The 20053-nt window shown below is 33.5% G+C and carries 18 protein-coding genes; 3 read left to right on the plus strand and 15 right to left on the minus strand.

Features of this window, described 5'->3' with window-relative positions; genetic code table 11:
• Positions 1–94 precede the first annotated feature (94 nt).
• The 5 genes from WFZ86_RS06245 to WFZ86_RS06265 are packed head-to-tail and all read right to left on the minus strand — an operon-like array spanning position 95 to position 8258.
• Positions 95–1396 (minus strand): TolC family protein, encoded by a 1302-nt coding sequence (locus WFZ86_RS06245; protein WP_342691139.1) that lies wholly within the window; start codon positions 1394–1396, stop codon positions 95–97.
• Entirely contained in the window at positions 1389–3818 is a 2430-nt protein-coding gene (locus WFZ86_RS06250) for an ABC transporter permease (protein ID WP_342691140.1), read from the minus strand. The genes WFZ86_RS06245 and WFZ86_RS06250 overlap by 8 nt, the downstream gene beginning before the upstream one ends.
• Positions 3819–3820: 2 nt before the next feature.
• Positions 3821–6247 (minus strand): ABC transporter permease, encoded by a 2427-nt coding sequence (locus tag WFZ86_RS06255; RefSeq protein ID WP_342691141.1) that lies wholly within the window; start codon positions 6245–6247, stop codon positions 3821–3823.
• Positions 6248–6274: 27 nt separating this feature from the next.
• Complete coding sequence (locus tag WFZ86_RS06260) at positions 6275–6976, minus strand: ABC transporter ATP-binding protein (protein WP_342691142.1); 702 nt, start codon at positions 6974–6976, stop codon at positions 6275–6277.
• 43 nt (positions 6977–7019) lie between these two features.
• Entirely contained in the window at positions 7020–8258 is a 1239-nt protein-coding gene (locus WFZ86_RS06265) for an efflux RND transporter periplasmic adaptor subunit (RefSeq protein ID WP_342691143.1), read from the minus strand.
• 229 nt (positions 8259–8487) lie between these two features.
• Between WFZ86_RS06265 and WFZ86_RS06270 the strand changes: the two genes are divergently transcribed.
• Both WFZ86_RS06270 and WFZ86_RS06275 read left to right on the plus strand, forming a co-directional pair.
• Complete coding sequence (locus WFZ86_RS06270) at positions 8488–9849, plus strand: sigma-54-dependent transcriptional regulator (protein WP_342691144.1); 1362 nt, start codon at positions 8488–8490, stop codon at positions 9847–9849.
• Between the two features lie 150 nt (positions 9850–9999).
• Positions 10000–11181, plus strand: a complete 1182-nt coding sequence (locus WFZ86_RS06275) for a sensor histidine kinase (protein ID WP_342691145.1) — start codon at positions 10000–10002, stop codon at positions 11179–11181.
• An 11-nt stretch (positions 11182–11192) separates the two neighbouring features.
• On the opposite strand, the gene WFZ86_RS06280 is transcribed toward WFZ86_RS06275, so the two are convergent.
• From WFZ86_RS06280 to WFZ86_RS06295, 4 genes are all read right to left on the minus strand, one after another.
• A complete protein-coding gene (locus tag WFZ86_RS06280; RefSeq protein WP_342691146.1) occupies positions 11193–11519 on the minus strand; it encodes an MGMT family protein in 327 nt (108 codons plus the stop codon).
• Between the two features lie 6 nt (positions 11520–11525).
• The gene (locus WFZ86_RS06285; protein ID WP_342691147.1) at positions 11526–12170 is read right to left on the minus strand and encodes a LysE family translocator; all 645 of its coding nucleotides are present in this window, start codon (positions 12168–12170) and stop codon (positions 11526–11528) included.
• A gap of 40 nt (positions 12171–12210) precedes the next feature.
• Positions 12211–12888 carry a tRNA (guanosine(46)-N7)-methyltransferase TrmB gene (trmB, locus tag WFZ86_RS06290; RefSeq protein ID WP_342691181.1) on the minus strand — a complete coding sequence of 226 codons (678 nt, stop codon included), beginning with the start codon at positions 12886–12888 and terminating at the stop codon, positions 12211–12213.
• A gap of 288 nt (positions 12889–13176) precedes the next feature.
• Positions 13177–13686 (minus strand): nuclear transport factor 2 family protein, encoded by a 510-nt coding sequence (locus tag WFZ86_RS06295; RefSeq protein WP_342691148.1) that lies wholly within the window; start codon positions 13684–13686, stop codon positions 13177–13179.
• 157 nt (positions 13687–13843) lie between these two features.
• On the opposite strand from WFZ86_RS06295, the gene WFZ86_RS06300 reads away from it, so the two are divergent.
• Entirely contained in the window at positions 13844–14383 is a 540-nt protein-coding gene (locus WFZ86_RS06300; RefSeq protein ID WP_342691149.1) for an outer membrane beta-barrel protein, read from the plus strand.
• Between the two features lie 84 nt (positions 14384–14467).
• On the opposite strand, the gene WFZ86_RS06305 is transcribed toward WFZ86_RS06300, so the two are convergent.
• The 6 genes from WFZ86_RS06305 to WFZ86_RS06330 all read right to left on the minus strand — a co-directional run bounded on the left by WFZ86_RS06305 (position 14468) and on the right by WFZ86_RS06330 (position 19821).
• Positions 14468–14782, minus strand: a complete 315-nt coding sequence (locus tag WFZ86_RS06305) for an HPF/RaiA family ribosome-associated protein (RefSeq protein ID WP_342691150.1) — start codon at positions 14780–14782, stop codon at positions 14468–14470.
• Between the two features lie 116 nt (positions 14783–14898).
• Positions 14899–15384 (minus strand): threonine/serine exporter family protein, encoded by a 486-nt coding sequence (locus tag WFZ86_RS06310; protein WP_342691151.1) that lies wholly within the window; start codon positions 15382–15384, stop codon positions 14899–14901.
• Between the two features lie 3 nt (positions 15385–15387).
• Positions 15388–16158 (minus strand): threonine/serine exporter family protein, encoded by a 771-nt coding sequence (locus tag WFZ86_RS06315; RefSeq protein ID WP_342691152.1) that lies wholly within the window; start codon positions 16156–16158, stop codon positions 15388–15390.
• 189 nt (positions 16159–16347) lie between these two features.
• Positions 16348–16911: a type 1 periplasmic binding fold superfamily protein gene (locus WFZ86_RS06320; RefSeq protein ID WP_342691153.1), complete on the minus strand. Its 564-nt coding sequence runs from the start codon at positions 16909–16911 to the stop codon at positions 16348–16350.
• Between the two features lie 21 nt (positions 16912–16932).
• Positions 16933–19320 (minus strand): TonB-dependent receptor, encoded by a 2388-nt coding sequence (locus tag WFZ86_RS06325; protein WP_342691154.1) that lies wholly within the window; start codon positions 19318–19320, stop codon positions 16933–16935.
• A 156-nt stretch (positions 19321–19476) separates the two neighbouring features.
• Entirely contained in the window at positions 19477–19821 is a 345-nt protein-coding gene (locus WFZ86_RS06330; protein WP_064715427.1) for a hypothetical protein, read from the minus strand.
• Positions 19822–20053 lie beyond the last annotated feature (232 nt).

The raw sequence follows: 20053 nt of genomic DNA on the forward strand, positions 1-20053 counted from the left end.
TAAGATGGATTTTGGATTGCAAAGATAATAGGAAATTTATGGAATCAATTAGGATTGAATTGAAAATATTGATAGAAAAATAGGGAAAACCATTTTAATACATTTCACCTTTAAGAAGTGCAATTTTCTGATCAACGTACTTTACTTGCAACTGATTTTTTAACCAATCATAAGCCGTGGTAAGTAATTGATTTTTTACCGTCGAAAAAACTACAGCATCAATGATACCCGTTGAAAACTTGGCTTGAGACGACCTAAAAGAAACTTCGGCAAAACCCTTCATTTCTTGCAACTTTGCAGAGAGTTTTATATAATTTTGTTTATTCTGATTCTCTAGATCAATCTGATTTTTAACTTTTAAAGTTTCTTGTTCAATTAATAATCTTGTTTTTTCGGCTTCAATTTTCAAGGCAGACAATCTTTTCGAATTACGAAAACCATTAAAAACGGGAATATCAAGCTGGATTCCAACTTGTTGATTCTTATTATCTTTGATTTGTTTACCAAAATCAACCGTTTGAACATTGAGTCGATTAAGTGTTTTAAAATAAAAAGTAGAAAAACTATAAAAGGAAATCAAAGAAGGCAAGTTATTAGCTCTTTCAATTTTAGCGTCTGCTAAACTACTTTCATAATTTAACTTCGCATATCTCAACTTTGGATTATTATCAATAGTTATTGTTTGGCTAAAAGTTGTTTCAATCAAAACATTCAAGAGCACAGCTTCTATGGCTGTATTTTCAATATTAATTAACTGAAAAAGTTGCTTCTTTTGATACAGTAACAATTGTTTTGTCTCTAATATCCTTTTCTCTTCCTGAGCGAAACTTAATTGCATATCATACCAATCACTTTTTGATTTGGAACCAATATCAACCTCTTTTTTCACTCTCTCCAGATTAAATTCAGAATTCTTGAATTGCTCTTCTTGAATTTTAAGTAATTCTTGGGTAAAAAGTGTTTGATAATAACTCTCCAAGATTTGAAGTTGGTATTCGTTCTCAACAATTTTTAAAGTTTCTTTTGACAATTCAATAGCTATTTTACTCTTTTGAGCATTCGCAATAGCTTTAAAATCAAGTAAACTCATTTGTGCATTCAAATTAAAATTATCATTTTGGATATTTGAACTTTCCCTTCCATTGGTGGAAGGATTAATGGTTGAACCAAAATTATAACTTTGATTTCCAGTAAAAGAAACTGTAGGTAAGAATTGATTACCAACTGAATTATGTTCTTTCTGTGCTTTTTTAATATCCAATTGCTGAATTTTAATGGCGATAGAATTTTTCTTTCCTGCTTCAATACATTGCTGCAGAGACCAATGCTGCTCTTGCCCCAAAAGAGAAAAACAGTAAAAAAAGAAAGCTATTAATAAAAAGATTATTTTATTCATATTTCAAATATTTCAGTACATCTAATCGTGTGGCTTGATACGCTCTAGAGAGCACTATAACTAATGTTAAGCTTAATAGAATTACAAAACCAAGTAAAAAAGGCAACACTGAGATAGTAATTCTAAAAGCAAAATTTTCTAGCCACATATTAAGCAAATAATACACTGGAAATAAAGCCAGTAAAAACCCAATAACACAATAAATGATGTATTGTTTAGATAATTCTTTTAGTAGAACATTGGTTTCTGCTCCAAGTGTTTTTCGGATAGCGATTTCTTTCATACGTCTTTCAATTGAAAATGATGCCAAAGCAAATAATCCGAAAAGAGCAATCAAGATGACAACTACATTCAATAAGGAGAATAAGTTCTTTTGCTTCACATATGTTTCGTAGGTTCGAGCATACTGTTTATCTACAAAATCATAGGTAAAAGGATCCTCATTATCAACGTTTTTAACCCAGAATTTTTCAATATTGGCAATAGTTTGTTCCATGTTTTCGCTCTTTACTTTCACATGAATTTTATTACTGTTTTGCAACATCCAGTCAATAGTTTTAAAATGAAAAAACACCATTGGCGGGATTTCAGCTTGTGGACCGTATAAATTGAAATTTTTTACAACGCCTACTATTTTTAATTTTTTTCCATTCCAATCTATTTCTTTTCCTATTGGTTTTTTTTCACCCATCATTTTCATTGACACTTCATTTATCAACATTGAATTAATAGTATCAGAAGCAAATTTGTCGGATAAACTTCTTCCTTCTTTGATTTTGATTTGCATCATTTCTAACATTCCAAAGTCAACACCCATATTTTGGCTTTGGATATTTGCCTTTTTATATTGAAAACTTGAAGAACTTCCCGAACCATTTCCAAATGAAAAAGCACCTGTAGCTACTTGCTCAACACCTTTAATTTTTGAAATTTCGGTTTTAACCATATTGTATCTATCGTATATTTTTTTCTCGTATCCTTTTTCTCTCCAGTCGTATTTATTTCTGTAATTTATGGAAAGTACTTGATCACCTTTAAATCCTAAATCTTTATTAGAAATATATTTTATTTGTTGAAAAACAATATAAAAACCAACAATAAAAAAAGTAGCGATTGCAAATTGAAAGACCAACATTCCGTTGCGCAACCAAATGCCGTTTTTACTTCGACCAAAATTACCTTTCAATACTTTTAAAGTCTCAAAATTAGATACATATACGGCAGGAAAAATTCCCGCTACAACAATGGTAATGATAAAAATTAGCAGCAATTGCAAGTAAAATTGACTTCCGAAAATGATTAATTTTTTCCCAAGAAATTCATTATAGTATGGCAATGATAATTCTACAATAACTAATGCTAGCAGAATTGAAAATGCAGTAATCAATATTGTTTCAAAAATAAATTGCTTGATAATATTTGATTTTGAAGCTCCAATAATTTTTCTAACGCCTACTTCTTTTGCCCGTTTTATAGCATTTGCTGTAGCAAGATTGATGTAATTTACAATAGAAAGAACTAAAATTAAAAGGGATAATCCCATCATAATGATTAAAAGCTGAAAATTTCCTTTGCCTTCAGGATAATCATTTGTAATTGAATGAAGTCGAGAATCTTTTAGTGATTCTAAAACTATTTTCATAGGTTCTTCATCATATTTTTTCAAATATTCTCCGGGGGTTAATCCTTCATCTTTTGCCCATCGAAGTAAATTGTTTTTATAATGCAATTCCTCAATTACTGCTTCAACTTTTTGTTTTGAATCGACATTTTTAAGTTTTACAAAAAGGCCAAAATTGAAATTACCCCAAGGATTACTTTCTGGATTTAGCTTATCATCAATAAAATTAGTTACCATTTCGGGAGCAATTACTGATTTCTTGTTTGATATATAAACACCCTTAACTGCTAATTTTTTGCCTGAATAGTCAATGATTTTGTTCATTGGATTTTCATTTCCAAATAGTTTTTTTGCAACCTCATCTGAAATAGCAACACTAGTTTTAGAAAGACAATTTTTCGGGTTTCCTTTTATAAATTCAAATGGAAAAAATTCAAAGAAGTTCTTTTGTGCATCAGTGATCACAAATTTTTCTTTTTTATTTTTATACTGAACACGTTCTTCATAATAACCTAAATTCATGTAGCAATGTGAGTCAACTTCAGTGGTGTTTTTTTGCAAAACAGTACCAATAGGCCCTGGTGAATTTGCCCAAATAACATCATCTCCAAGATCATTAACCACTAGAAAAACTCTTTCTTTCTCTGGATTCCAATCGTTATAACTATGTTCGTCGTTCCAATACAGAATAGCAAAAATTAATCCTGCAATACCAATGCTCAATCCCAAAACATTTAAAGCGGTAAAAAGCTTGTTGTTTTTGATGTGGTATAAAAATATGTTTGTCCAATTTTTCAGCATGGCTATTCGTATTTTAAGTATTTCAAAACAGCAACTTTTGTGGCACTATATGCTCTAGAAAGTACCACTATCAATGTTAAAGCCAATAAGGTAAAGAATCCTATAATAAATGGAGTTATTGAAATAGTTATTCTATTAGCAAAATTCTCCAACCACATATTGAGCAAATAATACACTGGAAATAGCGCCAGTAAAAACCCTAGGATACAGTAAATGATGTATTGTTTTGATAATTCTTTTAGTAGAACATTGGTTTCTGCTCCAAGTGTTTTTCGGATCGCAATTTCTTTCATGCGTCTTTCTATCGAATACGATGCTAAAGCAAACAATCCGAAAAGAGCAATTAAGATGACAACTACATTCAACAAAGAAAATAAATTCTTTTGTTTGACGTAGGCTTCAAAAGTTCTTGCAAAGGTTTTATCTACAAAACTAAACTCAAAAGGAAACTCAGCATCAACCTTCTTTTTCCAAAAATTCTCAAGGTCTGAAATGGTTTTTTCTGATTTCTCACTGTCAATTTTCACATACAAATCGCTGATATTTTCCATCATCCAATCCACCGTTTTTAGATGAAAAAATACCATTGGTGGCACTTTCCCTTGTGGACTAAATAGATTAAAATCTTTTACGACACCAATCACTTTAAACTGCTTATCACCCCAATCAATAGTTTTTCCTAACGGATTTTTTTCATTCATCATTTTCAAAGTAGTCTCGTTTATCAAAATCGAATTAATAGTGTCCGAAGCTAACTTTTCAGATAAATCTCTGCCCTTTACAATTTTAATCTGCATAACAGAAAGCATATCATAATCGACAGCCATATTCTGAGCTTGAATGCTGTTCCCATTATAAGAAAAACTACTACTTGAATCATTACCTCCACCAAATCGGAACGTCCCGGTTGATACTTTCTGTACTCCTTCAATATTTTCTAACTCGGTTTTTAGTGTTTTATATTTATTATAAATAATTGTATTGGTTACAATTCCATTTACGGCTAGATTTGACTTATTCCAATACACCGTTCCAACTTGATCTCCTTTGAAACCCAAATCTTTATTCGAAAGATAATTTACTTGTTGATAAACAATGTAGGAGCCTATTATAAAGAATGATGCGATTGAAAATTGAAAAATCAACATTCCGTTACGCAACCAAATACCACTTTTACTTCGTCCAAAATTTCCTTTCAGCACTTTTAGCGCTTCAAAATTGGACACATAAACAGCGGGAAAAACTCCTGCTACAACAATTACAATAACAAAAATTAATAGTAATTGTAAATAAAATTGATCTCCAAAAATAACTAACTTTTTACCTAAAAATTCATTATAATAAGGCAACGACAGTTCTACAATTACCAAAGAAAGGAGAATAGAAAATAAGGTTATTACTACGGTTTCAAAAATAAATTGTTTTATAATATCCATTTTTGAAGCACCAATAATTTTACGAACTCCTACTTCTTTGGCACGTTTTATTGCATTGGCAGTAGCCAGATTAACATAGTTTACTATAGAAAGCAACAAAATCAATATTGACAATCCTACCATTATCAATAAAAACTGATAGTTACCTTTTCCTTCTGGAGCTCCTGGTGCAACAGCATGTAATCTTAAAGTGCTTAATGGATTCAATATGGTCTTTATTACACCATATTTTTCAACATATTCATCAATAGTCATTCCTTCCTCCTTTGCCTCTCTGACCGCTTTGTGACTATAATATAAATCGTTTATCTTTTTTGTTATCGCTTCTTTATCTTTTGGATCTTTTAGCTTAATCATTAATGACTGATTGAAAGTCCCCCAATTATCTTTCTCTTCAAGTAATCTTTCTTTCATCTGATTGATTACAATTGCTGGATTGACAGACGAATTACCTGGAACATTATAAACGCAGGTTACGGTTAACAATTTAGTACCATAAAGAATTTGTTTTCCAATAGGATTTTCTTTTCCAAATAATAGTGTTGCTGTATTTTCATTCATCGCAACACTATTCTCTTTTGATAAAGCGGTAGTAATAGTACCTAACTTATTTTCAAAAGGAAATAGTTTGAAAAAATCATTTTGAGTATTGAAACTTTTACTTATTGTATGTACTTTCCCATTATATTTAAAAGTTTCTGCTTGATACCAATCATGGTAAACAAAACTTTCAATACGTGAATCCTTTTTTAAATAGGTTTCTAATGTTGCAGGATTTGAAGTCCAAATAACCTCTTTCCCGAGGTCTGAAAAAACCTTAAATACTTTTTCCCTTTCAGGATTCCAAGCATCATAACTATGTTCATCATTCCAGTATAAAATAGCAAAAATTAATCCTGCAATACCAATGCTCAGTCCTAGAACATTTAAAATGGTAAAAAGCTTATTATTTTTGATGTGATATAAAAATATATTTGTCCAATTTTTTAGCATGATTTATTCGTTTTTTGATTGATGATTTTAGGAAGTAAAAACAGCTACATTTTTGTTATTTACTTTTTCAGAAAGCACCATTCCGTCTTTCATTAAAATCGTTCTTTGCGAAAAAGAAGCATCGTAATCAGAATGTGTTACCATCAATATTGTCGCTCCCTGAGCGTGTAAATCAGTAAGCAACTCCATTACTTCGTTACCATTCTTACTATCTAAATTCCCTGTTGGTTCATCGGCCAAAACAATTTTTGGATCATTAATTAGCGCACGTGCAACAGCTACTCTTTGCTGCTGTCCTCCAGAAAGTTGTTGAGGATAATGCTTTAAACGATGTGAAATATTTAATCGCTCAGCAATCGCCATTACTTTTTTCTTTCTTTCAGCTGCCGAAACATTATTATAAATCAATGGCAATTCGATATTATCAAAAACGGTTAGTTCATCAATCAAATTAAAATTTTGAAAAATGAAACCAATGTTCTGTTTTCTAACTTTAGATTTTTCTCGTTCTTTTAGCCCTATCATTTGCTCATTAAGCAACTCATAACTACCACTTGTGGCACTATCCAAAAGACCTACAATATTCAACAGTGTTGATTTGCCACTCCCAGATGCTCCCATTATGGTAACAAATTCACCTTGATTGATTGTAATTGAAATGTCGCTCAACGCTTTGGTTTCTAATTCTTCTGTTCGGAATATTTTCGAAAGATTTGTAATGTGTATCATAGTGTTTTTTGATTAGTGATTTATTTATTTTTATTGACTACTATTATTCTATGTTTAATATTTCAGCTTCAAGATAATCCTTATAGGATGATGTAATTACTTGCTCACCAGGCTGAAGCCCTTTGAGAACTTCAAAATATAAAGGATTTTCTCTACCCATTGTAATTTTTCTTCTCTCTGCTTTATTTCCGTTTACAACAAAAATCCATTTGCCTGAAGTCTCTTGATTAAAACTTCCTTTTGAGAGTACTATAGATTTTGTCTTTTCAGATAGCGTTAATCTCACTCCAAAACTCAATCCTTGTCGCAAATCCATTTTCTCCCCTTGTGCAAAATTCAGTTCCACCAAAAATTGTCCGTTTTTTATTTCTGGTATCACTTTATTAATGACAACTTCAACCTCTTTACCGTTAAAATCGACATTCCCTTTTTGTCCTTGATTGATTTTAGAAAGATAAAACTCATCCACTTGCGCCATCAATTTGTATCCTTTCATAACATCTATTTTAGCTAAAGTTTGCCCTTGCTGATAAGTCTGTCCTAAAACGGGTTCAAACGAAGACAGTCGTCCAGAGACTGGTGCAATTATTAAAAAGTTTTTCTTGTTGGATCGCAAAACAGCTAGGCTTTTTTCCATAATTCCTATGGATTGATTAAGGTGTACAATCTGAATTTGATTGGCTTGTTTCTCTTTGGTCATACTTTGCTTTATAATATTGATCCGCTCTTTTTGAAAACGGTAATTCTCTTGTGTTTTGTCCCATTCATTTTGAGACAAAATATCTTGTTCGAATAACTTTTTATTCAAATCATACAAGCTTTTTGCATCTTGAAAATCATGACTTATTGCCACCAAATCTTTGGCAAAATTTAATTCTTGATTTCTCAAATCTAATTTGGCTTTATTCAAATTATTTATTTGTTCAATAATTGCTGTTTCTTGCTGCATATAATTCAGTTCCGTATTGGGATTATACAATCGGGCTAAAGCTTGTCCCTTTGTAACATTATCTCCATTACTCACAAATATTTCTTGAACTGAACCTCCTTCTATTATATTAACTAACATAGAATTCATAGGCTCCACCCGAGCTTGAAAAACCAAAAAATCTTCAAAAAAATCTTGTGCTACAGCCTTAATGGTTATCTCTTGTTTTTTTACATTGAGGCTTCTTTTTTTATTAATCATTGCAAAAGCCCCATAACTCAAAATTACAATTCCAATTACTGCAAGGGTTAGATACTTTTTTTTGTTATTTTTACGAGTGATGATTGTGTCCATTATAATTTTCTTTGTCTGGTACATCAACAATTTCATGCCATATTTTTAAAAACAGTCAAGGGCTTGATTTTATTGGTTCTTGAAAAAAATCAAAAACAAGTAGTGTTCATTTACGAACAGTGTTCGATCGGAAATGAACACCTGCGGAATTTTAATTTTTTAAAATTAGAACTAAAAACATGGAAACAGTGGTGTATTTAACCGTCAAGAATGCTAATAGTAGCTTAAAATGAAAAAAACAAATGCCCAAATTTTGGTTATCGATGACCAAGAAGATATACTTTTCGCTGCAAAAATGCTTTTGAAAAAACATTTCGAAAACATTTATACGGCCAATAACCCAAAAAACATTCTAAAACTACTTGCCGAAAATGAAATAGAAGTTGTGCTTCTAGACATGAATTATCGCATTGGTTTTGAAGATGGTCGTGAAGGACTCTATTTCTTAAAGGAAATAAAAAAAATTTCACCTCACACTATTGTAATTCTAATGACCGCGTTTGGCAAAGTCGAGACCGCTGTTGAGGGCTTAAAATCTGGTGCTTTTGATTATGTTTTGAAACCATGGGAAAATGAAAAATTAGTACAAACTGTAAAACAAGCCGTTGAGAACTCACGTATTGAAGCCCGAAAAAAAAGAAAAAAAATAGTAAGTGAGATGACTAGTAATCGATTTTTTATTGGCAATTCAACACTTATTAAAAAGGCATATTCGTTAGCCGAAAAAGTAGCAAAAACGGATGCAAATGTTTTAATTCTTGGAGAAAACGGAACAGGAAAATTTGTTTTAGCACATTACATCCATCAACAATCCGATAGAAGCAACAATGCCTTTGTTCATGTTGATCTAGGGGCACTCAATGACAATTTATTTGAAAGTGAACTTTTTGGTTATGCCAAAGGGGCTTTTACAGATGCTAAAATCGATACCGCAGGTCGGTTTGAAAAAGCACAAAACGGAACCATATTTCTAGATGAAATTGGCAATGTTCCCAGTCATTTACAAGCAAAATTGCTACAAATCATTCAAACCAAAACCGTCACCCGACTAGGAGAATCAAAACCAAGAGCACTTGATGTTCGAATAATTACAGCTACTAATTTAGATTTAAAACAAGAAGTTCTTACTAAACATTTTCGGGAAGATTTATACTATCGTATTAATACTATGGAAATCAAGCTACCTCCTTTACGCGAACGTTTAGAAGATAAAATTCCGTTAGCTGAATTTTTACTAAATAAAATGATTCTTAAATACGAAAAAGGAAAAATCACTTTCGACGAAAAATCACTTCATCAAATCAAAGAACACGCTTGGAATGGAAACATTCGTGAAATGGAAAACCGAATTGAGCGCGCCATTATTCTTTGTGAAAATGACATCATCAAAGTCTCAGATTTAGATCTTGAGATCATAACTCGTTATGAAGAAAATCAGGAAGATTTACAATTATCGGAAATTGAAAAAATAACCATCGAAAAAGTATTAACTAAAAACGAATGTAATATAAGTAAATCAGCAGAAGAATTAGGTTTATCAAGAGCCGCTTTATATCGAAGAATGGAAAAATATAATATTAATAATTCGTAAATGTTCAAAACACAAAAAACACATCACTATTTATTCTTACGACTACTCGTCCTTTTTTCTGGAGTAGTTCTAAGTTTTTTTCTTTTTTCAAAAAACTTATTATATTCTTGTTTTCTGTCATCTCTTCTTAGTTTTTTACTACTGATAGAAATGTATTTTTTTCTTAAAAATGCCATGCAATTCTATGACAGAATCATTTCATTAATCCTGAATAACGATTTCACTTCAGACTTCTCCAAACTATCCACCAACACAAACTATACTGCTATCTATCAATTGTATGAAAAACTAAAAGACAAAGAAAACGATACCTTCTCAAAAGATATAGTATATAGCAGCATTTTAAACAACATAGAAAGTGGCATCCTCATCTTGGAAAAAAGCGAAAGCGATTGGACCGTTTTCTTGATGAATAACTATTTTTCCAAGCACTTTCTGGTGCCTAAAGTAACCAAATGGCACTATCTTAAAACGTTATTACCATCTCTTTGTGAGTTTATCGAAGGCCAAGAATTTAAGGAAATGAAAAGTCCGATACAAATACAAGTTGACAAAAAAGAAACCCAAACTTTTGTAATTCAAACTTCTGCTACCAAAACACTAAACAACGAATATTACGTCATTTTACTAGATAGCATACAGAAAGTAGTCGATAAGAAAGAGAAAGAAGCTTGGATCAACCTAATGAAAGTCATTTCACACGAGCTCTTAAATTCACTCACTCCAATACGCTCACTTTCTCAAAACTTAAATGAACTCATTCAGCAAGATAGTTTATCTAACGAGGATTTAGAAGATATAAAACAGAGTGTAATAACAATGCATAATCGGAGCAACCACCTTCAAGAATTCGTTGAAAGCTATAGAATATTGGCCATGTTACCGACACCTAAAAAAGAAAAATCAGAACTATCAAAACTAATAAACGACGCCCTACAAATCATGCTTCCTCTATTCAAAAAAGAGAACATAACAGTAAACAACACGCTAAATCATACCCTTTGGATACTAATTGACAAAAACCAAATTGAACAAGTTTTTATCAACTTGCTAACCAATTGTATGTATGCTTTAGAAAACAAAGAGGATAAAAAAATAAATATTAGTGTTGAGATGAATGAGCAACGATTGTATATAATTATTGCAGATAATGGTAGCGGAATTGAACCAGAGATTCAAGATAAAATTTTTCTTCCCTTCTTTACTACACGAAAAAAAGGAGCAGGAATTGGACTTACATTATCAAAAAGTATCATTGAAGCTCATGGTGGTTATTTGTCCTTTGAAAGCGAAGAAAACAAAACCCAATTTAAAGTTTGTCTCTTAATATAAAAGCATTTCTCTTAATTTCTTACTTCGGGTTCCCAAAAATGAGCGTCAAAGTTTACAATTTGATTGTCTTTGACTACAATCCCTTCACTTTCTAACAATTGTTGCATTAAATTCGTTCCATCAAAATGAAGTTTCCCTGTTAGTAATCCTTTTCGGTTGACCACGCGATGCGCAGGAACATCTTCTAAATGATGTGAGGCATTCATAGCCCAACCCACCATTCTAGCAGAACGCGCAGTGCCCAAAGCTTTGGCAATAGCACCATAAGAAGTGACTTTACCATAAGGAATTTGTCTCACCACAGCATACACACGCTCAAAAAAATTGGCTTCTTCCATAGCATATTAAAAGAAATGAAGTCCGTAATGCTTCATAATGTTCCAAAAAGTAATCAACGTTACTAAACCCGTAATGGTTCCGATAATACGATTCATGTTTTGAATAAAAAAATCGGTTTTGGATTCGATTTTATTAAAAAAAGCCACATAGCCATAAAACACTATAAAAGCACCTGAAACTACTCCTAAAACGAAGATAAAAATAGACAGTAAATCAAAGGTAAATAATTGATAGGAAGCAAATGTAATTCCTAACAAAACATAATATGGAATGGGGAAAAAATTCAAGGCTGAAAGCAATAGCCCAAGAAAAAAACGTGAACTTTTACTGTACTTTTTGATATTTCCTTCTTTTACTTTTGGCTTTTTAGCAATGAAAAGAAAATAAATGGTGAGCAGAGCAAAAATTACACATCCTATTTCTCTTAGTAATAATATAAGCGAGGGACTTTTATCAATCACCCTAGCAAATAAAAGTGCTAAGAACGTTTGAAAAAATATGATGATTACAGCACCCAATACAAACCACATCGCGGTTCGCTTTCCTTCTTTTAGGTTCACTTTTACCGCAGTCATATTAATGAGTCCTGGTGGCGAAACACCAACAAAAGCGCTAATAAAACCGAGAAAAAAGAGACCTAATACTTGCATATCATGAAGAAAAGAAACTAGATTTAAGTAAAAATCTAGTTTATGATTTTATTTTAAAACGAATAAATGTAATCGCTTTATTGATGGCTAAATATTGTTTTTCATAAAATGTTTGAAAGGCAGTAACCTCCTCTGGACTTCCTTCGTTTTTATACACGTTATGATTCGCATACAGTACCTCATGTCCTTCGCCATGTAAAAGGCCTAAAGTGTAACCATGCATGAATTCCGAATCGGTTTTTAGATTAACAATACCTTCTTTTTTCAAGATCTTTTTATACAATTTCAAGAACTCTGAGTTCGTCATACGATGCTTAGTTCTCTTGTATTTGATTTGTGGATCTGGAAAAGTAATCCAAATTTCGTCAACCTCATTTTCGGCAAAAATATGATTGATTAATTCGATTTGGGTTCTTACGAAAGCCACATTGTGTAGACCTGTTTCCACCGCAGTCTTTGCTCCTCTCCAAAAACGAGCACCTTTAATATCAATACCAATAAAGTTCTTATTGGGATATCGCTCTGCTAAACCAACCGAATATTCACCTTTACCACAACCTAATTCAAGTACTAATGGATTGTCATTTTTAAAAAATTCTGTATTCCATTTTCCTTTCAAAGGAAACAACTCACCTACTACTTCTTCTCTTGTTGGTTGAAACACATTATCGAATGTTTCGTTTTCTTTGAACCTTTTTAATTTATTTTTACTTCCCACGTTATTTTTCGCTATTTCGGGCAAAAATAAGCAATTAAATTAGATGGCTCGCTTTAGTTAACAAAAAACAAGGACGTACGCTTATAAAATTTCCACCACGAATTCACTAAAAAATCAAGAATTACAATGTGTTTTAATGACACGAATCATTATAGTTGATGGTATTCGTGTCATTCAATATCAATTTCGATGACAATTAGTAACAAATTGTGCTATTGCTTCGCCTATTCGCTATCGCTCGGGTCGTGGCTAACTTTTTTTTAAATGCTAATGCGCTGACAAAACATTTTATTCTTTGGTGGTTAGTTGCTTCATAACTGTATCTTCTATAGGCGTTTTGATTTTTACCACTTCGTCAACGTTTTCGTTTGGAATGGTCATAGAAAGTACATAATGTTTGATTTTCCATTCCTTACCTACTTTTTCTAATACGCCAGAACCTCTACAAATTTTCATTTGTGTACTCAACAATTCATCAAACCAAGCGATTTTCCCCTTAGCATCCAAAAAAATATGACGCTCAATCGCCGTAAAATTCCAAGCTTTTCCTTTATCGAAATAAGGCTTTGCAAAAGCTTGAAAAGCAGTTTTATTCCAATTTTCTTTGGCATCGGTGCCAATAAAAATGGCATCATTGGTCATTAGTCCAAAATACGCGTCAAATTGTGCTTGTGCTGCTGCTTTGTGCCAAGCATCGAGAGTAGCTGCAATTTTTTGTTCTTCAGAACGCGGAGACTGAGCTGAAGCAGTAAAAAGTCCCACTACCAAAAGGAGTCCAATAGAAAGTGTGGTTTTCATAAATCGTGTTTAGTTAAATGAGTGAATCACAAAAATAACTACTTTATATGAGCTTTGCTTACTAATGTTTTGAATACTAAAAAACAAGACGAATCAGCGTTTTATCGCATTTTTTCAATTATTTTTGATTTCGAAAACAATCAAAATCAATCTAATTATGAAAACAATCACAACTCACTTACTTGCTTTTCTATTATTTTCCTTGTCACAAAGTTCATTTGCACAAGGTTTTGGTGTTCGCGCAGGAGCTAATTTCTCTACGGCTAGCGACGGGAATTTTGGTAAAATAAAAAGCAACGACGGCTATTACCTTGGTGTTTACAAAGAAATGTCTATTGTTCCCAAATTACTTTTTATACAACCCGAAGTTCAATTCTCTAAACAAGGTTTTACTACCAGTACAACTGATTTTAATTTGAATTATGTACAAGTGCCCATTTTGGCTAAATTGTATGCACTAAAAATCGTTAGTTTTGAAACAGGTCCTCAATTTGGATTCAAAGTAAGTGACAAAATCGACGGCCCTCAAAATCCAGATTTCAAAACTTTTGATAGTGCTTGGGCGTTTGGGATGTCCTTCAATTTGCCTTTTGGGCTAGCTATCAACGGGAGATATATTGGCAGTTTTAAAGAAGTAATCAAAGACAGTGATGCTAAAAACCAAGTCATTCAATTGGGTGCTTCATTTACATTCTAAAAACCTATTTTATTTTACATAAAAAAGGGCAATGCTAAACGACATTGCCCTTTTATTTGGAACCAGCTCTAAGCCAAAGATTTATTAGTATGCTTTTTGCTTTTCAAAAGTAGAAGTTAGGGTGCGTTTGATTTTATCTAGTGCTCCATGAAATGCTTTTTCAATACTGCTAGCATGTTCTGTAACCGCAATGGGTTGACTATTAGCCGCACGCACTTCTATCAAGCAACGTTTATCGTCTACTCCCGATTTATTACCGTTTTCATCACCAAAATGCACTTCAATTCGGGTAATTTTATCTTCAAAACGAGCTAATGATTTTTCTAATTCACCAGAAAAATAAGCTTCTACTCTCTCGTGTCCTTCGATGTTTTTGTCGGTGTTGATTTGTACTTTCATCGTTACAATTTTTTTGAGTTATGTAGTAAATTTAAGTAAATCAGCAGAAAAAAGCTACTCTTTTAGTAAAAGTTTAGGACTTCATCCTTCTTTTTTATTCCAAAATAGGACTGCAATTACTCCTCGGTTTGAATTCTCTTTACGGTGTTTTTTCTTGTAATCAATAAAGGAATTGCTACGCCCGTTGCAAGTACCACCAATACAAAAAAGGTGGTCAACCCATTGTTAACCGCTTCAAAGAAAATTTTTGAATACGCTATGGGATCTTTCTCAGAGGTTAATTCTATAATCCCAATCATGGCTTTGTAGGCAAACAGTCCTGGAATCATAGGAATTACTGCAGGTATTGCAAATGTAATGGGTGGGCAGTTTCGTCTGTGTGCTGCAAAAACACTCAAAAAACCAATTACCGAAGCGCCACAAAGCACCGCTAAAACAATTCCGATTTTGTATTCTATCATCAAAAATTTAGTCAATCCTCCTAGGGCTCCAATGATAAAAATAGAAAGCAAAGCGCGTCTAGGCACGTTGAACAAAATAGCAAATCCCATGGCTGCAATTCCCAACCAAATACCTTTTTCTAAAAATAATACGACATCCATGATTTAGAAGTTATAAATTAACAATCCCATTAAAAGCCCAAGAGCGATAGCAAATGCAATGATTAAAACATTCACACCGCGAGTAATTCCGTTTAAGATATTCCCATCTATCAAGTCCGAAAAAGAATTCATCATTGGAACACCAGGAATGAGAAACAGAACCGAAGTGGAAAAAGCATGAATGTAAGTAAGTGTAGGATTAAAGAAAAAATAAAATCCCGAAACTAAAGCCGCTGTAGCCGAAGCAAAAAAGACACACAAATAAAAATTAAATTTCATTTTCATAGCCTCTTGTCTGACAAAAAGACCAGCAAATGAAGCTACAAAACAAGCAAGCATTTCTACAAGATCTCCACCCAATAACCTACAGAAAGAAGCGCCAGCAAGAGCCACCATAGTAAGCACCAAAATTCTTGGATATAATGGTTTTCTGTTCAAAAGGGCTATTTCTTGATTGATACGTTCTACGCTCCATCCTTCTAAAACAATTTTCCAACTCATGATACTGATTTCAGAAATCAAATTAAAATTTAAATGCATATTGGGTACCCATTTGACATTGGTAAACGTTTTATTTTTGTTTTGATACACCAAAGTAATCATCAAAGCGTGATTGGTTATCATTAATTCTGAATCACAACCAAAAGCTCCAGCTATTCTATCAATAGTTACTTTGATTCTTTCTGTATTGGCTCCAGAAACCATCAGTATCGAACCGATTTCTAAGAGCATTTCGCCCAATTCATATTTATTGGGTTTATTTATAACTTCCATAACAAATTTATTTTTTATTGTCCCCCAAATTTACCGCTTTTTCAAACTCAAAAAACTGCTAAAAACACAGTAATAGAGGAAACTTACTAACGCAAACGATGGATTTTTAACCCCTATCCTTTTGACTAACTCCAAAAAAAAAAGCGTTGCCAGAAGCAACGCTTTATAACATTATGTAAGAGCAAATGATTAGTTCACTACCTTAACTGGGAAAGTAACTGAAGCATCCGTTGCTCCACCTGCATTAGTAATATCTCCTGAAGCCACACCTGAAGCACTTTTAGCTGGTAGGTGTCTCAAAACTACGGTAATATTACCTGTAGTAGCTGTTGCTCCAGTTTTCAAGGTAAAAGTCAAACCAATTGGTTTTCCATTTTTATCAGTATCGCCATAAGTGAAAGTTCCAACTGCCGCTGGCGCTTGATAAAACAATTGATGATCTACTCCTTCTTCTTTCACCTCTTCAGTAATGTCTTCGGCAGGTTTAACAGTTTCGTTCGAAAAAGTGGTCGTCCCTGTGTAAGTAGTGTTTGCTTTTAATTCTCCAACAACTGGAGTAATTACTGGTGCATTAGGGCCATCGCCATCTAAGTCTCTTGAGGTTAAAGTGATCACTGAACTACCTGCAGTAAGTGTAGTGGTAACTGTAGTAATTACTTCTTCTTCATTTACCGCTTCTGGATCATCATTGTTACAAGAAGAAAAAGAAAATACCGTAAGTAAGGCTAAAGCTAAAATTTTTGAATTTTTCATTGGATTTAAATTAAGTTTGAGTTAGTAATTAAATTTGATTTGTATTTGAAAATTGCGCCCTACTTCATCTGCGAAGAAGCGTTGGCGGTTGAGATAATCCCTATAATTTGTATTGAATATATTTTGAACAGAAAACCCAAGTGTAGTCGTGGTTTTGTAAAACGTATTGAATTTCATTTCACTATAAAAATGAAGCAAATGATACCCTGGTGGCGGCGTACTAATATCTAATAAAGCTGGGGTTAAATTCCCGTCGCTACCCACTAAGTTAATGTCGAAATTGTTATTAGGAAACGACTGTTGTCTCATCACAACCTCACTCTTCAACTCCAGCAATAACTCATGCCATTCTTTTTTCTTGAATTCGATGGTATTGGTAAAATGAAAAGGAGGCATATCAATCAACGGTTCGTCATTGTCTAGATCATTCCCTTTGATGTAAGCCATAGTAAAACGATGTTGCCATTGAGAAGAAATAGTCCAATTGGTTTGCACATCAACTCCACCCAAAAGCGCTTTGGTTTGTTGGTATTCCCAAACTGGGAAAGCCCCTCGAATGGTCGTTTCAGCACCAACAGGACGAAGGAACATATAGTTTTGTACCGCATGAATGTAGGGATTGATTTCGAAAGAAAAGATATCCCATGCCTTTTGCACTGTAGTAGACAATTTTAGCGATTGTTCTTTTTTCAATGCTAAATCTCCCAATTCAATGATTCCTGTAGAGTGATGCAATCCATCGCTGAAAAATTCCGATGGATTAGGATTTCGCGTCGCCAAACTAATATTGGCATACCAATCCCATTGCTTGTCAAACGTCTTTCTAAAACCAAGACTAGCCGATAGGTTATGGAAAGTAAAACTAGGGTACACCAAAATTTGGTCACCCTCCTCTCTTACCACAAATTGTGGAAAAAGAACATCATAGCCTCTTTCGTCCCATCTACTTTTGAAATAAAACTTTTTGGCATCTACCTTTGAAAAGTCATAGCGCAAACCACCATCTAGAACCAAACCGTCTGATAAAGAAACACTCGCTATTCCATAAACTCCAGCATCTAACTTTTCATAATTGGGAATCAACGGACGAATACCCGTGGCAGCACTGGCAAAATTATTTTGGAAACCGGCATTTACTCCAGATTTCAAATGCCAATCGTGGTAGGTTTTCTTGAAATCTACGTTCAAATTGTGCGTTGACAATTCCAAATCCAAAGCCGCTAGTTTATTGAAGGAACCTCTTCTTACATCAAATTCCAATCGCTTATTGAATTGAAAAGAATATTGCGAAGAAAGAGAAGCCGTCTCATCAAAATAGTACTGATAATTCAACTTTGCCAAATGGTGTTGCACCTCTTGTTTTGGATTGTCGATAGTATAGGTAAAATCCTTGATTACCGAAGGTTTTTGGTTATTGATTGAGTTATACAAATCATTGATACTTCCCGTATGCGAAGCGCTCAAAATTCCAATAGTGGCGTTGTAGTAACTATAAAATCCTGACAGGAAATAGTGTTTTCCAGTATACTTTACATCGCCCGTAAAATTTGATTCGCGGTTGCCTGTATTCGACAAAACATAATCGGGTGCTTCACGATCTCCCATATATTTAAAGGTGCCGAGTACGTTCCAACTCCAGCCTAAATTATTTCCTTTGTGTAAACTTGTAGTGACCGACCCACCTCTTCCGTTGGAAGCCAAATTGAGCATCGTTCTTCCAAATAAAGTGTCTTTTCGGACTTGAATCGGTTCTAAAATCACCAAACCTCCCACAGCGTCACCACCGTATTGCAATCCCGAAGCGCCTTTAATCACCGTTATTTTTCCCGCTGCATTGATGTCAAAATTGGGAGCGTGTTCTGTTCCCCATTCTTGGTCTTGCATACGGACGTTGTTATTGATGATAGGCACTCGGCTTCCAAACATTCCGTTTACAATAGGTTTGACCACTGTGCTTCCTGTCTTTAAACCTGAAACTCCAGCTACTTCTTGCAAAACATCGCCCAAGGACTGATTACTAAACTTCTCAATAGTGGCTGCTTTTACTTTTTGTTCCAGCACCGACTGATTAGGTGTTGTATTTTTTTGTTTCACCAAAACTTCATACAAAGCCTCTGTATTTTGCTTCATAACAAAATTCAATTCCCTATCCGATGTCAATGTAATCACCGTGTCAATAGTTTGATAACCCACATAGGACAACGAAACCTTCAACGTACCAGAAGGCAAGTCTTTGATTTCGTAAAACCCATTTTTGTTGGTGTTTACCGTTTTATTTCCAATGTGTACGTGACAACCTTCAAGTTTTTTTTTCGATTCAGTAGTAATGGTACCGCTTAGTTTGTTTTGTGAAAAAACCAAAGCCGTAAACCAAAAGAACACGAAAACACTATAGCTTTTTGCTCGCATTTTGATATTCAAAAAAAATTAAAATAGGATTATTGTCATTCCCGAGTCTCGAAAATGACGTATTGAAGTGAGGTAAACGCTATTGAATTGACTACAAAATGTTCTTTAATCACAAATTATAGACTACCAAAAGATCCGTTCACTTCCTTAAAAAAGCTATACTACAGGCGGTGCCCGTAACGCAAATAAACTTCCTGAATAGAAAGTAAAGGTTGAAGATAGATAAAACTTAGTCGTTTTACTATAAGTTACAGCCTCGCTATTTTCCCAAAAAAAGGAAGAAGGTGGCAAGAAACTGTTAACAGAATAAGCACAAACCGAACAAGGTTGCGCATAATGGTGCGCGTGTGTGATTTGTTTTTTTGAAGTCGTGTTTTCGTGATGACAAATCGGAGCTTCTAGCTGCTCTATCAAATGGGCATAACTGTGCTTGGTTTGAAAAACCATAGTCGCCAACAAAATCAGCAAAAAGATTCTAGATATGAAAGCTTTGTTTGTCATCTGTTGCAAATGTAAAGAAAGAAACACGAATTTCACGAATTGACACAAATTAAAATAAAATTAAAACTTTGCGCCCTTGAGAGAAAAAACACAAATTTCACGAATGGTCACGAATTAAATCTTTGCGTCCCTTGCGTAAACCCTTGCGTCCTTTGCGGTAAAAAAAGACACTGATTACACAAATTTTCACAGATTAAAACCTTGTGTGTCTTCACTGTTAAATCACAAGAAT

It is taken from the genome of Flavobacterium polysaccharolyticum, from assembly GCF_038739875.1.
Lineage (GTDB): Bacteria > Bacteroidota > Bacteroidia > Flavobacteriales > Flavobacteriaceae > Flavobacterium > Flavobacterium polysaccharolyticum.